Origin of the sequence: Streptomyces sp. JHA26, from assembly GCF_002005565.1 — a bacterium.
GTDB lineage: Bacteria > Actinomycetota > Actinomycetes > Streptomycetales > Streptomycetaceae > Streptomyces.
Genome location: NZ_BDJC01000016.1, coordinates 50,058 through 66,049, shown reverse-complemented (window position 1 = coordinate 66,049; position 15,992 = coordinate 50,058). Strand labels below are relative to the sequence as shown.

The 15,992-nt window shown below is 73.8% G+C and carries 21 protein-coding genes and 1 tRNA gene; 11 read left to right on the top strand and 11 right to left on the bottom strand.

Going from position 1 to position 15,992, the window contains the following annotated elements; translation table 11 throughout:
• Window positions 1-8 precede the first annotated feature (8 nt).
• From JHAT_RS12945 to iolD, 3 genes are read left to right on the top strand one after another with little or no spacing between them, the layout of a single operon-like run.
• Window positions 9-896 carry a deoxyribose-phosphate aldolase gene (locus tag JHAT_RS12945; RefSeq protein ID WP_077798270.1) on the top strand — a complete coding sequence of 296 codons (888 nt, stop codon included), beginning with the start codon at window positions 9-11 and terminating at the stop codon, window positions 894-896.
• Between the two features lie 56 nt (window positions 897-952).
• A complete protein-coding gene (iolB, locus tag JHAT_RS12940) occupies window positions 953-1,846 on the top strand; it encodes a 5-deoxy-glucuronate isomerase (protein WP_077798269.1) in 894 nt (297 codons plus the stop codon).
• Window positions 1,843-3,714 (top strand): 3D-(3,5/4)-trihydroxycyclohexane-1,2-dione acylhydrolase (decyclizing), encoded by a 1,872-nt coding sequence (gene iolD / locus JHAT_RS12935; protein WP_077798268.1) that lies wholly within the window; start codon window positions 1,843-1,845, stop codon window positions 3,712-3,714. Before iolB ends, iolD begins: the two co-directional genes overlap by 4 nt.
• A 17-nt stretch (window positions 3,715-3,731) precedes the next feature.
• Here iolD and JHAT_RS12930 read toward each other — a convergent pair whose 3' ends face one another.
• Genes JHAT_RS12930 through JHAT_RS12905 form a run of 6 tightly spaced genes read right to left on the bottom strand, consistent with a single transcriptional unit; the run spans window position 3,732 to window position 7,240 of the window.
• A complete protein-coding gene (locus JHAT_RS12930; protein ID WP_077798267.1) occupies window positions 3,732-4,409 on the bottom strand; it encodes an NUDIX domain-containing protein in 678 nt (225 codons plus the stop codon).
• 53 nt (window positions 4,410-4,462) lie between these two features.
• Window positions 4,463-5,317 (bottom strand): alpha/beta hydrolase, encoded by an 855-nt coding sequence (locus JHAT_RS12925; protein WP_253195479.1) that lies wholly within the window; start codon window positions 5,315-5,317, stop codon window positions 4,463-4,465.
• A 2-nt stretch (window positions 5,318-5,319) separates the two neighbouring features.
• Window positions 5,320-6,318 (bottom strand): amidohydrolase family protein, encoded by a 999-nt coding sequence (locus JHAT_RS12920; protein ID WP_077798266.1) that lies wholly within the window; start codon window positions 6,316-6,318, stop codon window positions 5,320-5,322.
• Entirely contained in the window at window positions 6,302-6,535 is a 234-nt protein-coding gene (locus JHAT_RS12915) for a DUF1427 family protein (protein ID WP_216353430.1), read from the bottom strand. Before JHAT_RS12915 ends, JHAT_RS12920 begins: the two co-directional genes overlap by 17 nt.
• Entirely contained in the window at window positions 6,532-6,678 is a 147-nt protein-coding gene (locus JHAT_RS12910; protein WP_077798265.1) for a DUF1427 family protein, read from the bottom strand. Before JHAT_RS12910 ends, JHAT_RS12915 begins: the two co-directional genes overlap by 4 nt.
• A gap of 7 nt (window positions 6,679-6,685) precedes the next feature.
• A complete protein-coding gene (locus tag JHAT_RS12905) occupies window positions 6,686-7,240 on the bottom strand; it encodes a quercetin 2,3-dioxygenase (protein ID WP_077798264.1) in 555 nt (184 codons plus the stop codon).
• 152 nt (window positions 7,241-7,392) lie between these two features.
• Between JHAT_RS12905 and JHAT_RS12900 the strand changes: the two genes are divergently transcribed.
• The 3 genes from JHAT_RS12900 (at window position 7,393) to JHAT_RS12890 (ending at window position 9,293) form a co-directional block, all read left to right on the top strand.
• Window positions 7,393-7,845 carry a MarR family winged helix-turn-helix transcriptional regulator gene (locus tag JHAT_RS12900; RefSeq protein ID WP_253195478.1) on the top strand — a complete coding sequence of 151 codons (453 nt, stop codon included), beginning with the start codon at window positions 7,393-7,395 and terminating at the stop codon, window positions 7,843-7,845.
• A gap of 113 nt (window positions 7,846-7,958) precedes the next feature.
• Complete coding sequence (locus tag JHAT_RS12895) at window positions 7,959-8,204, top strand: DUF5133 domain-containing protein (RefSeq protein WP_077798263.1); 246 nt, start codon at window positions 7,959-7,961, stop codon at window positions 8,202-8,204.
• A 189-nt stretch (window positions 8,205-8,393) separates the two neighbouring features.
• The gene (locus JHAT_RS12890; RefSeq protein WP_077798262.1) at window positions 8,394-9,293 is read left to right on the top strand and encodes a virginiamycin B lyase; all 900 of its coding nucleotides are present in this window, start codon (window positions 8,394-8,396) and stop codon (window positions 9,291-9,293) included.
• 64 nt (window positions 9,294-9,357) lie between these two features.
• Here the strand turns inward: JHAT_RS12890 and JHAT_RS12885 are convergent, their stop codons facing one another.
• Window positions 9,358-9,948 carry a CAP family protein gene (locus JHAT_RS12885; protein ID WP_171990869.1) on the bottom strand — a complete coding sequence of 197 codons (591 nt, stop codon included), beginning with the start codon at window positions 9,946-9,948 and terminating at the stop codon, window positions 9,358-9,360.
• A 343-nt stretch (window positions 9,949-10,291) separates the two neighbouring features.
• On the opposite strand from JHAT_RS12885, the gene JHAT_RS12880 reads away from it, so the two are divergent.
• Both JHAT_RS12880 and JHAT_RS12875 read left to right on the top strand, forming a co-directional pair.
• Window positions 10,292-10,819: a DUF1062 domain-containing protein gene (locus JHAT_RS12880; protein WP_171990868.1), complete on the top strand. Its 528-nt coding sequence runs from the start codon at window positions 10,292-10,294 to the stop codon at window positions 10,817-10,819.
• A gap of 282 nt (window positions 10,820-11,101) precedes the next feature.
• Window positions 11,102-11,287 carry a hypothetical protein gene (locus tag JHAT_RS12875; RefSeq protein WP_307718350.1) on the top strand — a complete coding sequence of 62 codons (186 nt, stop codon included), beginning with the start codon at window positions 11,102-11,104 and terminating at the stop codon, window positions 11,285-11,287.
• Between the two features lie 100 nt (window positions 11,288-11,387).
• Here JHAT_RS12875 and JHAT_RS12870 read toward each other — a convergent pair whose 3' ends face one another.
• Window positions 11,388-11,735 carry a MerR family transcriptional regulator gene (locus JHAT_RS12870; RefSeq protein ID WP_077798259.1) on the bottom strand — a complete coding sequence of 116 codons (348 nt, stop codon included), beginning with the start codon at window positions 11,733-11,735 and terminating at the stop codon, window positions 11,388-11,390.
• Window positions 11,736-12,239: 504 nt separating this feature from the next.
• Entirely contained in the window at window positions 12,240-12,968 is a 729-nt protein-coding gene (locus tag JHAT_RS12865; RefSeq protein ID WP_077798258.1) for a dienelactone hydrolase family protein, read from the bottom strand.
• A gap of 139 nt (window positions 12,969-13,107) precedes the next feature.
• Between JHAT_RS12865 and JHAT_RS12860 the strand changes: the two genes are divergently transcribed.
• Entirely contained in the window at window positions 13,108-13,560 is a 453-nt protein-coding gene (locus JHAT_RS12860; protein ID WP_077798310.1) for an ankyrin repeat domain-containing protein, read from the top strand.
• A 53-nt stretch (window positions 13,561-13,613) separates the two neighbouring features.
• Here JHAT_RS12860 and JHAT_RS12855 read toward each other — a convergent pair.
• Window positions 13,614-13,687 (bottom strand) — tRNA-Pro (locus tag JHAT_RS12855).
• A 100-nt stretch (window positions 13,688-13,787) separates the two neighbouring features.
• Here JHAT_RS12855 and JHAT_RS12850 point away from each other — a divergent pair.
• Both JHAT_RS12850 and cobF read left to right on the top strand, forming a co-directional pair.
• Window positions 13,788-14,315, top strand: coding sequence for a DUF309 domain-containing protein (locus JHAT_RS12850; protein WP_077798257.1), 528 nt, complete (start codon window positions 13,788-13,790; stop codon window positions 14,313-14,315).
• A gap of 74 nt (window positions 14,316-14,389) precedes the next feature.
• Complete coding sequence (gene cobF / locus JHAT_RS12845) at window positions 14,390-15,163, top strand: precorrin-6A synthase (deacetylating) (RefSeq protein ID WP_077798256.1); 774 nt, start codon at window positions 14,390-14,392, stop codon at window positions 15,161-15,163.
• A gap of 37 nt (window positions 15,164-15,200) precedes the next feature.
• On the opposite strand, the gene JHAT_RS12840 is transcribed toward cobF, so the two are convergent.
• Window positions 15,201-15,950: a cobalt-precorrin-6A reductase gene (locus tag JHAT_RS12840; protein WP_077798255.1), complete on the bottom strand. Its 750-nt coding sequence runs from the start codon at window positions 15,948-15,950 to the stop codon at window positions 15,201-15,203.
• Window positions 15,951-15,992 lie beyond the last annotated feature (42 nt).

Below are 15,992 nucleotides of genomic sequence, written 5' to 3'. Positions count from 1 at the left end.
GCGTTGCCTTGTCCCTCAGCATCCCCGACCTCACGGCGGTCAGAGCCCGGCACCCGGAGGCCATCGCCGAGGCGGCGGCCCGCCGGACGCGCCGTCCGCTGATCGGCTGCTCCGGGCGCCTGATGATCGTGGCCGCGGACCATCCGGCGCGCGGCGCGCTCGGCGTCGGCGACCGGCGGCTCGCCATGGCCAACCGGGCCGACCTGCTGGAACGCCTGTGCACCGCACTGTCGCGGCCCGGCGTCGACGGGGTGCTCGCCACCGCCGACGTGCTGGAGGACCTGCTGCTGCTCGGGGCGCTGGAGAACAAGGTCGTCATGGGCTCGATGAACCGCGGCGGCCTCGCGGGCGCCGCCTTCGAGATGGACGACCGCTTCACCGGGCACCGCGCCGAGGACATCGCCCGCCTGCGCTTCGACGCGGGCAAGCTGCTGCTGCGCATCGACTACGACGACCCCGGCTCGCTGGCCACCCTGGAGTCCGCGGCCCGCGCGGTCGACGCCATGGCCGCACGCGAACTGCCGGTGTTCGTCGAGCCGTTCGTCTCCCGCCGGATCGACGGCCGGGTCCGCAACGACCTGTCCGCCGAGGCCGTCACCCGCTCCGTGGCCATCGCCTCGGGCCTCGGCGGCACCTCCGCCTACACCTGGCTGAAACTGCCCGTCACCCACGACCCGGACGACATGGGCGAGGCCCTGGAGACCTCCACGCTGCCCGCGGTCCTGCTCGGCGGCGACACGGGCGGCTCCCCCGCGGACCAGGCCGCCGCCTACGAACGCTGGCGCAGGGCGCTCAGGCTGCCCACCGTGCAGGGCATGGTCGTCGGGCGTTCGCTGCTCTACCCCGCCGAGGGCACGGTGGAACAGGCGGTCGACACCGCCGTCGGGCTGTTGTGAGGCGGGTAGGAGTCACCCACGAGCTGTGACACAGGAGAGGACGGGAGAGTCACCCGATGACGCATCACCTTCCCGCGGGCAGGGCGGCGAGCGGCCCGTACGCCGTGGACGTGACGCCCGAGAAGGCCGGCTGGGGCCACTCCGCCCTGCGCGTGCTCGACCTGCCGCCCGGCGGCGGCCACACCTTCGACAGCGGCGACAGCGAGTGGATCGTCCTCCCGCTCGCCGGCGGCTGCACGGTCCGCGTCGCCGGCGGCCTCGGCCGGAACGCCTTCGAACTCACCGGCCGCGAGAGCGTGTTCACCGGTGTCACCGACTTCGCGTACGTCCCGCGCGACGCCCGTGCGACGGTGACCTCCACGGGCGGCGGCCGCTTCGCGCTCACCGGCGCCCGCTGCACCCGGCGCCTGCCCGCGCGGTACGGCCCGGCGTCGTCGGTTCCGGTGGAGCTGCGGGGCAGCGGGAACTGCTCGCGGCAGGTCAACAACTTCGGTGCCGCGGACGTCTTCGCGTGCGACCGGCTGATCGCGGTCGAGGTCGTCACCCCCGGCGGCAACTGGTCCTCGTTCCCGCCGCACAAGCACGACGAGCACCACCCCGGCGAGGAGTCGGTGCTGGAGGAGATCTACTACTTCGAGTTCGCCGGCCACGACGGCACCCCCGGCCTCGGCTACCAGCGGGTCTCGCCGTCCGGGCGGGGGCGGGGCACGGACGTGCTGGCCGAGGTCCGCGACGGGGACGTGGTCCTGATCCCCGACGGCTGGCACGGACCGTCGATGGCCGTGCCGGGCCACCACATGTACTACCTCAACGTCATGGCGGGCCCGGAGGCCGAGCGCGCCTGGCTGATCCGCGACCACCCCGACCACGCCTGGATCCGCGACACCTGGCCCCAGCAGCCGGTCGACCCCCGGCTCCCCCTCTACACCGCACCGGAGAGGTCCGCATGAGCACCGTCACGCGCCGACTGACCACCGCCCAGGCACTGGTGCGCTTCCTGGCCGCCCAGTACACCGAACGCGACGGCGTACGGCACCGTCTGATCGCCGGCACCTGGGGCGTCTTCGGCCACGGCAACGTGGCCGGCATCGGGCAGGCACTCGTCGAGTACGCCGGTGTCATGCCGTACCACCAGGGCCGCAACGAACAGGCCATGGTGCACGCGGCCGTCGGCCACGCCCGCCACCTGAACCGCCTGTCCGCGCAGGCGGTCACGACGTCCATCGGCCCCGGCGCCACCAACCTGGTCACCGGCGCCGCGCTCGCCACGATCAACCGTCTGCCGGTCCTGCTGCTCCCCGGCGACTACTTCGCCTCGCACGCGGCCGACCCGCTGCTCCAGCAGCTGGAGCACCCGACCGAGGCCGACGTGTCCGTCAACGACACCCTGCGCCCGGTGTCCCGGTACTTCGACCGCGTCACCCGCCCGGACGCCCTGATCGCCTCCGCGCTGCGGGCGATGCGGGTGCTGAGCGACCCGGCCGAGACCGGCGCGGTCACCCTCGCGCTCCCCCAGGACGTGCAGGCGCAGGCGTACGACTGGCCGGAGGAGTTCTTCGCCGAGCGCGTCTGGCACGTGCGGCGGCCCGCCCCCGACCCGGCGGAACTGGCCGAGGCGGTCCGGGCGGTCCGGGCCGCCGAGCGCCCGCTGGTCGTCGCGGGCGGCGGCGTCCACCACAGCCAGGCCGAGGAGGCGCTGAGGGCGTTCGCGGACGCCACCGGCATCCCGGTCGCCTCCACCCAGGCCGGCAAGGGCTCCCTGCGTCACGACCACCCGGCCGACCTCGGCGGCATCGGCCACACCGGCACCGCCGTCAGCGACGACCTGGCCCGCACCGCGGACCTGGTGATCGGCGTCGGCACCCGCCACTCGGACTTCACCACGGCCTCCGGCACCCTCTTCCGGCATCCGGACGTCCGCTTCCTGAACCTCAACATCACCGCCTTCGACGCCCACAAGCTCGCCGCCCGCACCCTGGTCTGCGACGCGCGCGCCGGCCTCACGCTGCTGACGGACGCCCTCGCGGGACACCGGGTGGCGCCGTCGTACGAGGCGGAGTACCGCGCGGGCAAGGAGCGCTGGGAGCGGGTCGTGGAAGCCGCCCTGAGGGCGGACGACGACGACGCCGTCCCGACGCAGACCCACGTGCTGGGGGCGCTGGACGCGGTGGTCGGCGACGACGACGTGGTGATCAACGCGGCCGGTTCGCTCCCCGGTGACCTGCACAAGTTCTGGCGGGCCCGCTCCCCGCGCCAGTACCACCTGGAGTACGGCTACTCGTGCATGGGCTACGAGATCCCGGCCGCGCTCGGCGTGCAGCAGGCGGCGCCCGGGACACCCGTGTGGGCGCTGGTGGGCGACGGCACCTACCTGATGAACCCGACGGAGATCGTCACCGCCGTGCAGGAGGACCTGCCGGTGAAGCTGGTCGTCGTGCAGAACCACGGCTACGCCTCCATCGGCGGCCTGTCCGAGTCGGTCGGCGCCGAGCGCTTCGGCACCGCCTACCGCCACCGCGCCGCCGACGGCGCCTTCACCGGCGCCCCGCTGCCCGTGGACCTCGCCGCCAACGCGGCCAGCCTGGGCATGGAGGTGCTGCGCGCCAAGACGGTGCGCGAGCTGCGGGAGGCGCTGGCGGCGGCCCGTGAGGCGACCCGCCCGACCTGCGTCCACGTCGAGACGGATCCGGCGGTGACCGCTCCGGGGGCCGAGGCCTGGTGGGACGTGCCGGTGGCCGAGGTCTCCGCCCGCCCGGCCGCCGTCGAGGCGCGCGCACGGTACGAGCGGGCCGTCGCCGACCGCCGCCACCACCTCTGACGCCCCGGCCGTGGGCCTCAGGCCCCTTCGCGGAGGGGGGCGAAGGGGCCCTCCAGCGCCGCCCACTGGAGCAGCATGATGGTCTTGGCGTCGCAGATCTCGCCGGTGCGGATCATCTCCAGGGCACGGCGGAAGGGGAGTTCGAGGATCTCGATGTCCTCGCCCTCCTCGTGCAGGCCGCCGCCCTCGTGGGTGCGGGTGGCGGAGCCGTAGGCGGCGGCGTAGAAGCTGACGCGTTCGGTGACCGAGCCGGGGCTCATGTACACGTCGAAGACGTGCCGTACCTCGCCGACGGTGTGCCCGGTCTCCTCGACGACCTCGCGCCGCACGGCGACCTCGGGGTGCTCGTCCTCGTCGTCGAGCACCCCGCCGGGGGTCTCGATCAGCATGCCGTCGGGGTGGCCGTTGACGTACGCGGGCAGGCGGAACTGGCGGGTGAGCAGGACCGTTCCGCGTTCGGTGTCGTGGAGCAGCACGGTGGCGCCGTTGCCGCGGTCGTGCGTCTCGCGCTCCTGGGTGCTCCAGGTGCCGTCGGCGCGCCGGAGGTCGAAGGTGGTGGTGCGTTCGACGTACCAGTGGCTGGACAGGAGCCGGACGTCGCGGATCCTGACGCGCGGGTTGCCGGTCAGGTCCCGGCCGGCCCGGTCGAGTCCGGTGCGGCCCCGGCGGTCCGGGGTGTCGATGCCGGCGGTCATCGGGGGCCGTCCGGCGTTGCGGGGCGGGGCGAGAGGGTCATGGCCCGCTTCTATCACCCCGTCCGGCTCCGCACGAAGTCGAGGGAGGAGGTGAAGCAGCGTTCCACGTCCGCCTCGGCCGCCCCGATCCACAGGTGATCGGCTCCGGCGACGGTCCGGAAGCCGGCCTGCGTGCCGGCCGCCCGGAGCGCCGACGCCAGGGCCTCTCCCTGGGTGACGGGGATGACCGTGTCCCCGTCACCGTGGAGGATCAGGAAGGGCGGGGCGCCCGGCGTGACCCGGGCGACCGGGCTGGCCGCGCGGGCCCGTTCCGGGACCTCGGCGGCGGGGGCGCCGAGCAGTGCCGCCTCGGGGGTGTGCGGGGGCGCGGCGGTGAGGTCGGTCGCGCCGTACCAGACGACGCAGCCGCGCAGGGGCGGCCCGGCGGTGAGGGCGAGGAGGGCGGCGAGGTGGCCGCCCGCGGACTCGCCCCAGGCGACGATCCGGTCGGGGTCGACGCCGAGGTCGGCGGCACGGGTGCGCAGCCACGCCAGCGCCGCGGCGAGGTCGTCCAGCGGGGCGGGGAAGACGGCCTCGCCGCTGAGCCGGTAGTCGGGGCAGACGACGGCGAATCCGGCCCGGGCGAGGCGGGCGAGGGGTCCGGGCCGCCAGGTGCGGAAGCGCGGGCCCAGGTCGTCGCGCAGTCCGGTGCGCCAGGCGCCGCCGTGCACGAGGACGATGACGGGCAGCGGCCCGTCGGGAGCCTCCTCGGGGAGCCACACGTCGAGTTCCAGGGGCCGGCTGCCGTCGTGCACGGCGTACGGGACCGCGCGCAGCAGCCGTACGCCGTCGGCGGGGTGTGCGGCGTGCGGCAGGGGCAGGGCCGTGGGGTCGGGCGGGGCGAGGTACGGGGCGAGTCGGGGGTGCACGGTCACTCCTCGGGGGTCCGGGCGGACCGGCCGGCCAGGCGGGGCAGCAGCCGGTGGGCGTTGTCCGTCGTCAGGGACCGCCAGTCGGCGGCGCCCGCCGGCGCCGGCGCCGCGTCCACGGCGGCGACGTGGGCGTCCACGCCGTGCGCGGGCGTCCAGCAGTAGTCGCTGCCGTACAGCAGCCGGTCCGGCTCGACCAGGGAGAGGAGCGCGGGGACCTGGCGCGGGAAGGCGGAACCGGCCATGTCGTAGTGCAGGCGCCGCAGTTGTTCCACGGCGCCGGGGGCGTCACCCGCCCGGTCGGGCAGGAAGAGCTTCATGAAGCCGTCGACGCGGTCGGCGAGCACGGGCAGCGCACCGCCGCAGTGCGGGACGATCACCTCGAGGCCCGGGTGGCGTTCCAGGGTGCCGGCCATGAGCAGGTCGGTGACGGTGCGGGCGGTGTCGAAGACGAACTCGACCATGGGACGGGGCCGTCCGAGGGCCGACCGTTCCCAGCACACGGGGGAGGTCGGGTGCAGGAAGACGACGGCGCGGCGGCGGCCGAGCTCGGCGAAGAGGGGTTCCAGGCGCGCGTCGCCCAGGTACACGCCGTGGGTGTGGGTCTCCAGGACGACGCCGTCCGCGCCGAGTTCGTCGAAGGCGTACGCCGCCTCGGCCAGGGCGCCGTCCACGTCGGGCAGCGGGAGGGAGGCGAAGAAGCCGAAGCGGTCCGGGTGTCCGGCGGCCGCCCGGGCGGCCTCCTCATTCATCTCGCGGGCCAGGCGGCGGGCGGCCGCGTCGTCGCCGAAGTGCACCCCGGGGGACGACACGGACAGGATCGCGGTGCTGATGCCGACCCGGTCCATCAGCTCCAGGTGCGCCTCGGCGGACCAGTCGGGCCAGGCGGGCACGCCGTCGGGCAGCTCGTGACCGGCGGCCCTCGCCCGCCGGACGTAGGAGTCGGTGACGAAGTGGGCGTGGACGTCGACGAAGCCTGTCCGCTCATCCGATGCGGTCATGGGCCTCTCCCTTCGGGGTGTGGTGTCTGGATGCGGCGATCCGGCCGCGTCCCCAGGTGACGGCGCGCTCACCGAGGACGATGCCGAGCAGTCCGGTGAGGCCGATCAGGGGCGGGGCGGGCGAGGTGATGCCGAGGGCCCAGTAGACGGCGCCCATCAGCAGTCCGGCCCCGAGGCTGACGGCGGGGCCGCGCAGGCGCGCGAGCGGGGACTTCACAGCGCCCCCGGCAGGGCCTGGCCGACGAGCATGCCCAGCAGGCCGAACAGGGCGACCGGCGGGGGCGCCGGGGACCTCACCTTCAGGGCGGCGTACAGCACGCCCACGAGAGCGCCGGCGAGCAGCGCCCGTACGTACGCCATGGTGGTCTCAGCTTTCCGTGCGCCACTGGTGGTCGGGCAGGAAGGTCACGTCGTACTGCTGCGGCACGGTGCCGAACTTGTGCGGCTCGGGCACGAACGGCTTCTTCGGCAGACCGAGTTCGTCCGTGTCGGTGCCGAGGGTCTCGAAGAACCGCTCGAAGGTGCCGCCGGGGCCGGCGGCGACGCCGACGATCTGGCTGTGGTGGCGCTCGATGCGGTAGGCGTGCGGGCAGTTCTTCGGCACGAAGCCGAAGTCGCCGACGGTGAGCAGCTTCTCGTGCTGCTCGCCCTCGAGGTCCTCGACGAAGAGGCGGACGGCGCCCTGGGTGACGAAGAAGACCTCGTAGGTGTCGGGGTGGGAGTGGGCCGGGATGATGTCGCCCTTGGGGCCGTCGCAGGTGAAGAAGTTGAAGGTGTTCTCGGTCTGCGGGCCGCCCGCGTAGATCGTGAACAGGTCGCCGAAGAGGTGGGCGCGGTCGCCCATGCCCTTCTCGACGAAGTAGGGCCTGCCCGGTTCGGCGGGGATGAGGGAGTGGGTGCGCCTGGCGAATTCGATGGTCACGGGAAGCCTCCGGATGCACTTTGTCAGGTTGCCTGACGTTTGACATGTGTCAGGTTACCTGACGATGAGCTCGGGCGGCACCCCTTCGCGACGGCGGGAGGACCGCGTCACCGCCCACCCGTATGCTCGTGGCCCGAGGAGTCCGAGGAGTCATGACACAAGCGAAGGAAGCCGCACAGAACATGCCCCTGCTGCTGGCAGGGGCCAAGCGCTGGTTCGACGACGCGCTGACGGCGAGCATGCGGGCGGCCGGTGAGCAGCCGCTGAGCAGCGCCCAGGGACAGGTCTTCGCCCTCCTGGACGCGGAGGGCACCACGGTCGCCGAACTGGCCCGCCGTCTCGGCGTCACCCGGCAGACCGCCCACCAGGCGGTGCACGGCCTGGTCTCCCTCGGCCTGCTGGAGCAGGTCCCGGACCCCTCCTCGGCACGCAACCGCCTGATCCGCATCACCGCGGAGGGCGTCCGCGTCCACCAGCGCGCGCAGGCGACCCTCGCCGTCATCGAGGACGTGCTGGCCGAGCGCGTCGGCGAGGAGGCCGCGACGGCCCTGCGCGCGGCGCTGACCGCGCCGCGCGGAGAGCCGCCGGTGGTCCGGGCACCGTGACCGCCGACACAGGGTGCATACCGTGAGGCGGCGGGGGCACACGGGTTCGCGGAACCCACGGTGACACGGTCACCGGACCGCCCGACCGGCCCGTCTGTGAAAGAGGTTGTGCTGTGCTGCTGCCCGCCGAGAAGGAACTGCGCGCGGTGCTGGCCCGTTTCGCCCAGGCCCGCTTCCGCCACGACCTGGAGCCCACCGGCCGTTCGAGCCGAGAGCTGGAAGACACCTCGTACACGCTGTGCGTGATGACGGGCACCCAGTCGGTGGACCAGGCACTCATCGCCGCCGACGCCCTCCTGGAGCAGCTGTGCGCAGGCCGCGAGCAGGCCGTCAAGGCCGACCAGGGCTTGGCTGCCTGACCCGTCGCGCAGGTCTCCCGGGCGGACCTCGGGAGTGTGCGCCGCACAGTCGCCGTCCCCCCGAGGCCGGTCACGGCCTCGAGGGGACTTCTCCCGCCACGCAGCCGGATATTCGGGAGCATGCGGGCCCGCCGTCGGGCTAGCATCCACAGTCGCGCCTCTCCCGTCCGCCCTGCGAGGAACCCGTCCATGCCGCGTCGTCCGACCGTTTCCCTCACGGAGTTCCCCGTTTCCGGCCCCGAGGCCGGACCCTATGGAATCGCCGCCGGACCGGACGGCGCCCTGTGGTTCACCCTGGTCCATCACGGACGGATCGGCCGGGTCACGCCCGACGGCGACACCACCTCCTACCCGCTCGAATCCGCTTCCGGCGGGCCGTCGGTCATCACGGCGGGCCCCGACGACGCCTTGTGGTTCACCGAGTTCCGGAGCCATCGCATCGGCCGCATCACCACGGCCGGAGACATCTCCTCCTTCCCGCTGCCGACTTCGGATGCCGGGCCGTTCGGCATCGTGGCGGGGCCCGACGACGCACTGTGGTTCACCGAGGCCGGCGCCGACCGCATCGGCCGCATCACGACCGACGGTCACGTCACCGAGTTCTCCCTTCCCCTCGCGAAGGCCTTCCCCTCGGCCATCGCCGTCGGCCCGGACGGCCGGATGTGGTTCACCATGAATCAGGCGAACGCGATCGGTGCCGTCGCAGGCGACGGCACCGTGGCCGTCCATCCGCTGCCGACGCCTGCCGGCGCCCCGGTCGGCATCACGGCCGGCGCCGACGGCGCCCTGTGGTTCGTCGAGATCGGGGCCGGCCAGGTCGGACGGATCACCCCCGACGGGGAAATCACGGAATTCGCCCTGCCCGACCCCGCGTCACGCCCGCACGCCATCGCTGCCGGCGCCGACGGGAACTGCTGGTTCACCGAGTGGGGGGCCAACCGCATCGGACGGATCACCCCCGACGGCCGTGTCGACGAACACGAGCTGCCCAGCCCTTCCTCGGAACCCCACGGCATCGCCCAAGGGCCGGACGGGGCGATGTGGACCGCTCTCGAGATCGGCTCGATCGCCCGCCTCGCGATCGGCTGAGCGCCGCCGCCGGACGACCTGCGGCGGCGCATTCCCGTGCCGGAGCGGTCCCCCGGCCGGTGGCTCAGTTCTCGCCGATCGGCTCCCCCACGTTGTCCTTGAACTGACCGATCACGTTCCCCGCCGGGGCGTAGCTGCAGACGATGTACGTCTGGTACGACTCCTCGCCGTCCGGCCTCCCCGCGGCCCGGCCGCAGCCGAGCCTCTCGGACGACTTCCACACGACCTGCGTGAAGGAGCCCCTGTCGGGCGAGTAGCCGGGCCGGTCCCAGTCGTAGCCGCCGGTCCAGCGAGCCTCGTACCAGAGCCGCACTGCCTCACCGCACGAGGCCGGCTCGTTCTCGTAGGTGGCGAACCGGAAGCGGTTATCGCCCCAGCCCACCGTCCCCGGCGACGGCGCGAGCCCGTCCTGGGTCGAAGCGTCCCGGGCGCGGCGTGTGGCGTGTGCGACGGCCTCGTCGTCCAGGTGCAGCGGCGGGGCACCGTGGCGGGCGCGGTACTGGTTGTGGGCCGCGAGGCATTCCTGGTCGAACGCCTCGTCCGTGGCATCGGGCAAGGGCGGACGCCCCTCCGCCGCCTGTACGGGCTGCACCGTGACCATGACGGTCAACGCCGCCGCCGCAACCGCCAGGACACCGGATGAGAGCCTGCCCATGGATCCTCCTCGTACGCCGCACGTTTCCGGTGACCGTCCGGCCACCGGGCAGCCCTCATGAAAAATCCCTGCATACCGCGGCACGCCGCCCCTCCACAGGCCACCACCCGTTCGCAGCGACTCCGCCGCCCCAGAGCGTGAACGAAAAGCAGTGGATCGGCTCCGCTGTGCGCCACTACCGTGCTGCCGAGCCATGTCGCCCAGCAAAGGACGTTCCGTTGCACACCGTGTGAGATCTCCCGAGCGCTGATTCGTCGCGCGTCGCATCTGAGCGACGCGCTCCTTTCTGCTGCGGTCTTCTCACTGAAACCGGTGTACTTCTGTGCTCAACGGCTGGGTTGTCATGCCCACACGCCTGCCGCTCGTTCTCCGGCGCTGTCACGCGTGCGCGTCCGAACGCTTCCGGGCGGACGGGAAATTCCGCGTCAACGCACACCACAAACTCCTCGACGTCTGGCTCCTCGTGCTCTGCACGTCGTGCGGGGAGACGGCGAAGCTCACGGTCCTGGAGCGGACGAACGTGCGCTCCATACGGCCTGAGCTGCTGGACCGGCTGCACGCCAACGACTCCGGCCTGGCAGCCGAGTTGCTCCAGGACCCCGTCGTGCGGCGCCGCAATCGCCTCGCCCTCGACTGGGAGAACGCCTGGCGTCTCGTCACCGGCGGACCGGAGCACCCGGACCGCGAGATGATCGACGTATCGGTCCGCTTCGCGGCGCGGATCCCCGTCCGACCGGTGCGAGTGATCGCTGAAGGGTGCGGTCTTTCGCGGGGCGAGGTCGAGAGGCTGATCGCGGAGGGGAAGATCGTTTCGGCAGTACGGCTGAGCGGCAAGCTCTCCGGCGACTTCACCTTCACGCTCAAGCGCTGAGGCCTTTCCGTGGCCAGGGCCCGTCCGGCACGGTCCGCCGGACGGGCCCTGGCCCTCTCGCTCCGGCGGACCCGGACGGACGCATCGCCGTTCGGGGCGCCGAGCGGTGGCAGCAGGGCGGGCGACCGGGGCGGCGGCCCCTGTGGGGGCGCGGAGAACTGTGGCTGACCGCCCGCCCCGTTGCAGGTAGACCACCAGGGACGTGCGGGCCGGCGGCACGCTCGTCGCCATCGCCCAGCCGCCCACCATGCGTCCGGACGGCGGGCGGACCGTCTTCTTCGGGTGGCGGAACCGGACCGTGCACGCCTGGCCGATCTCGCCCAGCCGCTGCGGGACGGACGGCTCCGGGTGCGGGTCGGCGCACTACGGCCGCTCGCGGAGGCAGCCGCCGTCCTCGCCCGGCGTCAGCGCGTCCCCGGACGCACCGTCATCCGGACCGCCGAGGACGCCGAGGACGCCGAGGACTGAGGGTAACGGGACGGACCGGTTCGGGCTGCGGGGCGGCGAAGGCGTCCGGTCTGCCATCTGCGCCCCGCAGCCCAGCGGTCCGTCCTGCGGGAGTCAAGCGTCAGACCGAGCTTTTCGGCTGCGTGTCGGCGCCCTGACTCGCGCGGAGTTCTTCGTTGATGCGCTGGGCTTCTTCCAGCTGGTCCTCGAGGATGACGATCCGGCAGGCGGCTTCGACGGCGGTGCCGGCGTCGACCAGTTCGCGGGCGCGGGCGGCGACGCGCAGCTGGTAACGGGAGTAGCGGCGGTGGCCGCCTTCGGAGCGCAGCGGGTTGATCAGGCGGTGTTCGCCCAGGGCGCGCAGGAAGGCGGGGGTGGTGCCGAGCATCTCGGCGGCCCGGCCCATGGTGTAGGCGGGGTAGTCGTCGTCGTCGAGGTTGTCGACGGCGCGGGAACTGCCAGGGGGCATAGACCTCTTCTTCCGGGTGACGCGTCGGGGGGCCCGGACGCCGACCGGCGCCCGGGCCCCGAGCTTTCCACACCATCTACCGGCTGACTGCGCCGGGCTTCTGTATCCGCGGGTTCCGCCCGGGAGGGCGGACCTGCGGGGATCGCGGCTGCGTGACCGGGGACCACCTTCCTATCCGGGGTCTGCGGTACCCGGGCGGCTCTACCCGCCCGGGCGATCCTGATGGCGTTCGGCTCCTTACCTCTTTCGATTGATCTTTCCGTACTGCCGTGCGGCCCGTGAGGCCGCTCGGCTTGACCCGCTTGCACGGCAGTTCGTCCGAGCCGTGCCTTTCGACTTCTGGCTACACTCAGAACAGTAGCTCCCACCCCGACCAATGTCTACATCCGCCGGTGTAGATTTACTCCATCCATGGACGTCCGGATCTCCCCCTTGTCATGTCTGGAACCCTGACTGAGCGCGTCGGGGGGCTCTGCGCGGTCCGGGCGGCCCAGGTGGGCGTGATCACTCCGTGACGGGCAGGCATTCGGCGAGCAGGTCAACGATGTCGCGCCAGGATCGCCGCGCGTGCCGTGGGTGGTGTCCCACGCCGGGGAGCACCCGCTCGTCACCCGACAGCGGGTAGTGGAAGGCGTGCAGGGCGCCGCCGTAGACGACGAGGCGCCAGTCGACGCCCGCGGCCTGCATCTCGGCGCAGAAGGCGTCCCGTTGCGCGGCCGGCATGATCGGGTCTTCCGACCCGACCCCGGCCCACACCGGGCAGCGGATGCGCGCCGCCTCGCCCGGCCGGCCCGTGGTCAGTCCGTTGACCGTCGCGATCGCCCGCAGGTTGACGCCGTCGCGCCCGAGTTCCAGCCCGACGGCGCCCCCGGTGCCGTAGCCGACCGCGGCGATCCGGTCGGGATCGGCGCGCGGTTCGGCACGCACCACGCCGAGCGCGGCGTGGCCGATGTCCCGCATCCGGCCGGGGTCGGCGAGCAGCGGCAGGCAACGGGCCAGCATGTCCTCGGGGTCGGTCAGACGGCGCCCGCCGTGGAGGTCGAAGGCCAGTGCCACGTAGCCCAGTCCGGCGAGCGCGTCGGCCCGCCCGCGCTCGACGTCGCTGAGCCCCGGGCCCTCCGGTCCCAGCAGCACCGCGGGACGGCGGCCGGTGCCGGCCGGCAGCGCGAGGTGGCCGACCATCGTCAGACCGTCGGCGGGGTACTCGACCATGCGTGTCGTCACCGTCGTCATACGACTCGACTGTAACGAGCGCCGGGCCGGCCGGGGCGTCGTTCTGCCGTCGGCAGAGCACGGCGGGCGTGCCCGCGGAACCCGGCGACGGCTCGCGCGGACCGTTCCGGCGGAGCGCCGCCCGCTACGATCGGTGATCATGAACCGACGACGGCGGAAAAAACTGTCCGGGCGTCTCGTCGACGCCGCGCTGCTGGGCGACCTCGCGCAGGTGCGCGCGCTGCTGCGCGCGGGCGCGCCGGCCGAGACGGCCGACTCGGAGGGCACCACGCCGCTGTACCAGGCGGCGGTGCACGGAGACGCCGACATCGTCCGCGTCCTGCTGGCGGCCGGGGCCTCGCCCGACACGGAGAGCGGTACCGGCTCGGAGGGCACACCGCTGTGCGGGGCGGCCTGCTGGGGTCACACCGAGGCCGTGCGCGCGCTCCTGGAATACGGCGCCGACCCGAACCTGCGGGAGGACCACGGCACGGGCTGGGCCCCGCTGGACTGGGCGACGAGGGGTCCGCACCCCGAGACCGCCGAGCTGCTCGTCGCCGCCGGCGCCCGGCCGGGCCCGCATTCCGCGCCGACAGGCCCCGACAACGCCTGAAGGCCGGTACCGGATCTCTCCGGTACCGGCCTTCGGCCTACGACTCCGACGAGTCGGGACGACAGGATTTGAACCTGCGACCCCTTGACCCCCAGTCAAGTGCGCTACCAAGCTGCGCCACGTCCCGATGTGCTCCCGCGCGGTGCTGCGCGCGATCACGCGGACAGCACTTTACCCCACCCCCCGGGCTGTGCCTAAGCGGGGACGGGGGAGGGACAATCGGCCCCATGGACAGCCCTGCCGACAGCACAGCCTCGAACCGCCCGGTGGACCCGCGAGACCGCGACGACGAGGGGCGGGCCCGCAACGCCCGGCCCCGGGACGGACTGGGACGGCCGCTGCCGTACGGCGCGGAGGGCGTCCCCCGTCAGCCCGAGGGTGTCGTACGGGCCCCCGACGAGACGGTCGTCGAGGCGCAGCGGCTGCTGGACGAGGGCAAGCCCTTCCACGCGCACGAGGTCTTCGAGGACGCCTGGAAGTCGGGCCCCGAGGAGGAGCGGGAGCTGTGGCGGGGCCTGGCCCAGCTGGCCGTCGGGCTCACGCACGCGGCACGCGGCAACGTCACCGGCGGGGCCAGGCTGCTGCGGCGCGGGGCCGGGGCCGTGACGCAGTGGGCGGCGTCGGAGCACGGGCGGGAGCGGCCGTACGGGATGGACCTGGCCGCGGCCGCCGGGTGGGCCCGGGAGCTGGCCCGGGAGGTGGAGGGCGGCGCGCCGGTGGACGCGGGGGCCCGGGCACCGCGTCTGCGGGGCTGAGCCCCGGCCGGGCGCCGTGGGGCCGGGGGCGGCCCGGCCGGGGGCGCGGCGGTGGCGTACGGCAGACTCGGGGCGTGCGGAAGATTCATGTCATAGGTATCGGCGCGGGCGACCCCGACCAGCTCACCCTCCAGGCGGTCCGGGCGCTGCGGGACACGGACGTGTTCTTCGTCCTGGACAAGGGCGAGGCGAAGGCGGACCTGGTGCGGCTGCGCCGGGACATGCTGGAGACGCACGTGCCGGAGGGCACGTACCGGGTCGTCGAGGCGCGTGACCCGGAGCGGGACCGTACCGCGGGCGGCTCGGCGTACTCCCCCGCCGTCGGGGACTGGCGCAGCGCCCGCGCCGGCATCTACGAGCGGCTGATCGCCGAGGAGCTGGGCGAGGACGAGAGCGGGGCGTTCCTGGTCTGGGGCGATCCGGCGCTGTACGACAGCACGCTGGGCATCCTGGAGGAGATCCTGGACCGGGGCACGGTGGCGTTCGAGTACGACGTCGTGCCCGGCATCAGCAGCGTCTCCTCGCTCGTCGCCCGGCACCGGACCGGGCTGAACCGGGTCGCGCGCCCGGTGCAGATCACGACCGGACGGCGTCTCGCCGAGGGCTTCCCGGAGGGCGTGGACGACGTGGTGGTGATGCTGGACGCCCACCAGGCCTTCCGGCAGTACGCGGACCAGGACATCGACATCTACTGGGGCGCCTACCTGGGCACCCCGGACGAGATCCTCGCCTCCGGCCCGATCGCCGAGGCCGCGCCCCGCATCGAGCGGCTGCGCGCCGAGGCCCGGGAGCGCAAGGGCTGGATCATGGACACGTACCTGCTGCGGCGCAACCCGGAGGACCGGTAGGGCCCGCCGCCGGGCGGTACCCGGACGGGCCGTCCCGTCAGGGCGCGTCGAGGCCCAGCCGCTCCAGGACGCCGGGCACGTCGGGCACCACGGGCACGCCCTCCGGCAGCGGCGGCCGGCGCACGACCACCACCGGCAGGGCGAGGTCCCGGGCCGCCGTCAGTTTGGCCGCGGTGGCCGCTCCCCCGCTGTCCTTGGTCACCAGCACGTCGATGCGGTGGTCGCGCAGGACGGCGGTCTCGTCGGCCACCGTGAACGGGCCGCGGGCCAGCAGCACCCGGGTGTCCGGCGGGAGGGGAGGCTCGGGGGGCTCCACCGAGCGGGCGACGAAGTGGAGGCCGGTCAGGTGCGCGAAGGCCCCCAGGCCCAGTCGGCCGGTGGTCAGGAGAACGCGGCGGCCGAACCCCGGCAGCAGGGCGGCCGCCTCCGGGAGGGACGCGACCGGGTACCACCGGTCACCGGGGCCGGGGTGCCAGCCCGGCCGGCGCAGGACCACCACGGGGGTCCGGCAGGCCGCCGCGGCGCGTACCGCGTTCGCCGTGATGGTCTCGGCGAAGGGGTGGGTCGCGTCGACGAGGGCGTCCACGCGGTGCTCGCGCAGCCAGGCGGCGAGCCCCTCCGCGCCGCCGAACCCGCCGGTCCGCACCTCCCCGGCGAGCGCCCCCGGCCGGGTCACCCGCCCCGCCAGCGAGGTCGTCACCCGCACCCCGGGCCGGTCCGCGAGGACGGCGGCCAGTCGGCGGGCCTCGGTGGTGCCGCCGAGGACGAGGACGTGCGGGATCGGCATGGCCTCGAGGGTACGAGGTGCCCGGCCCGGGCACGCCGCCGG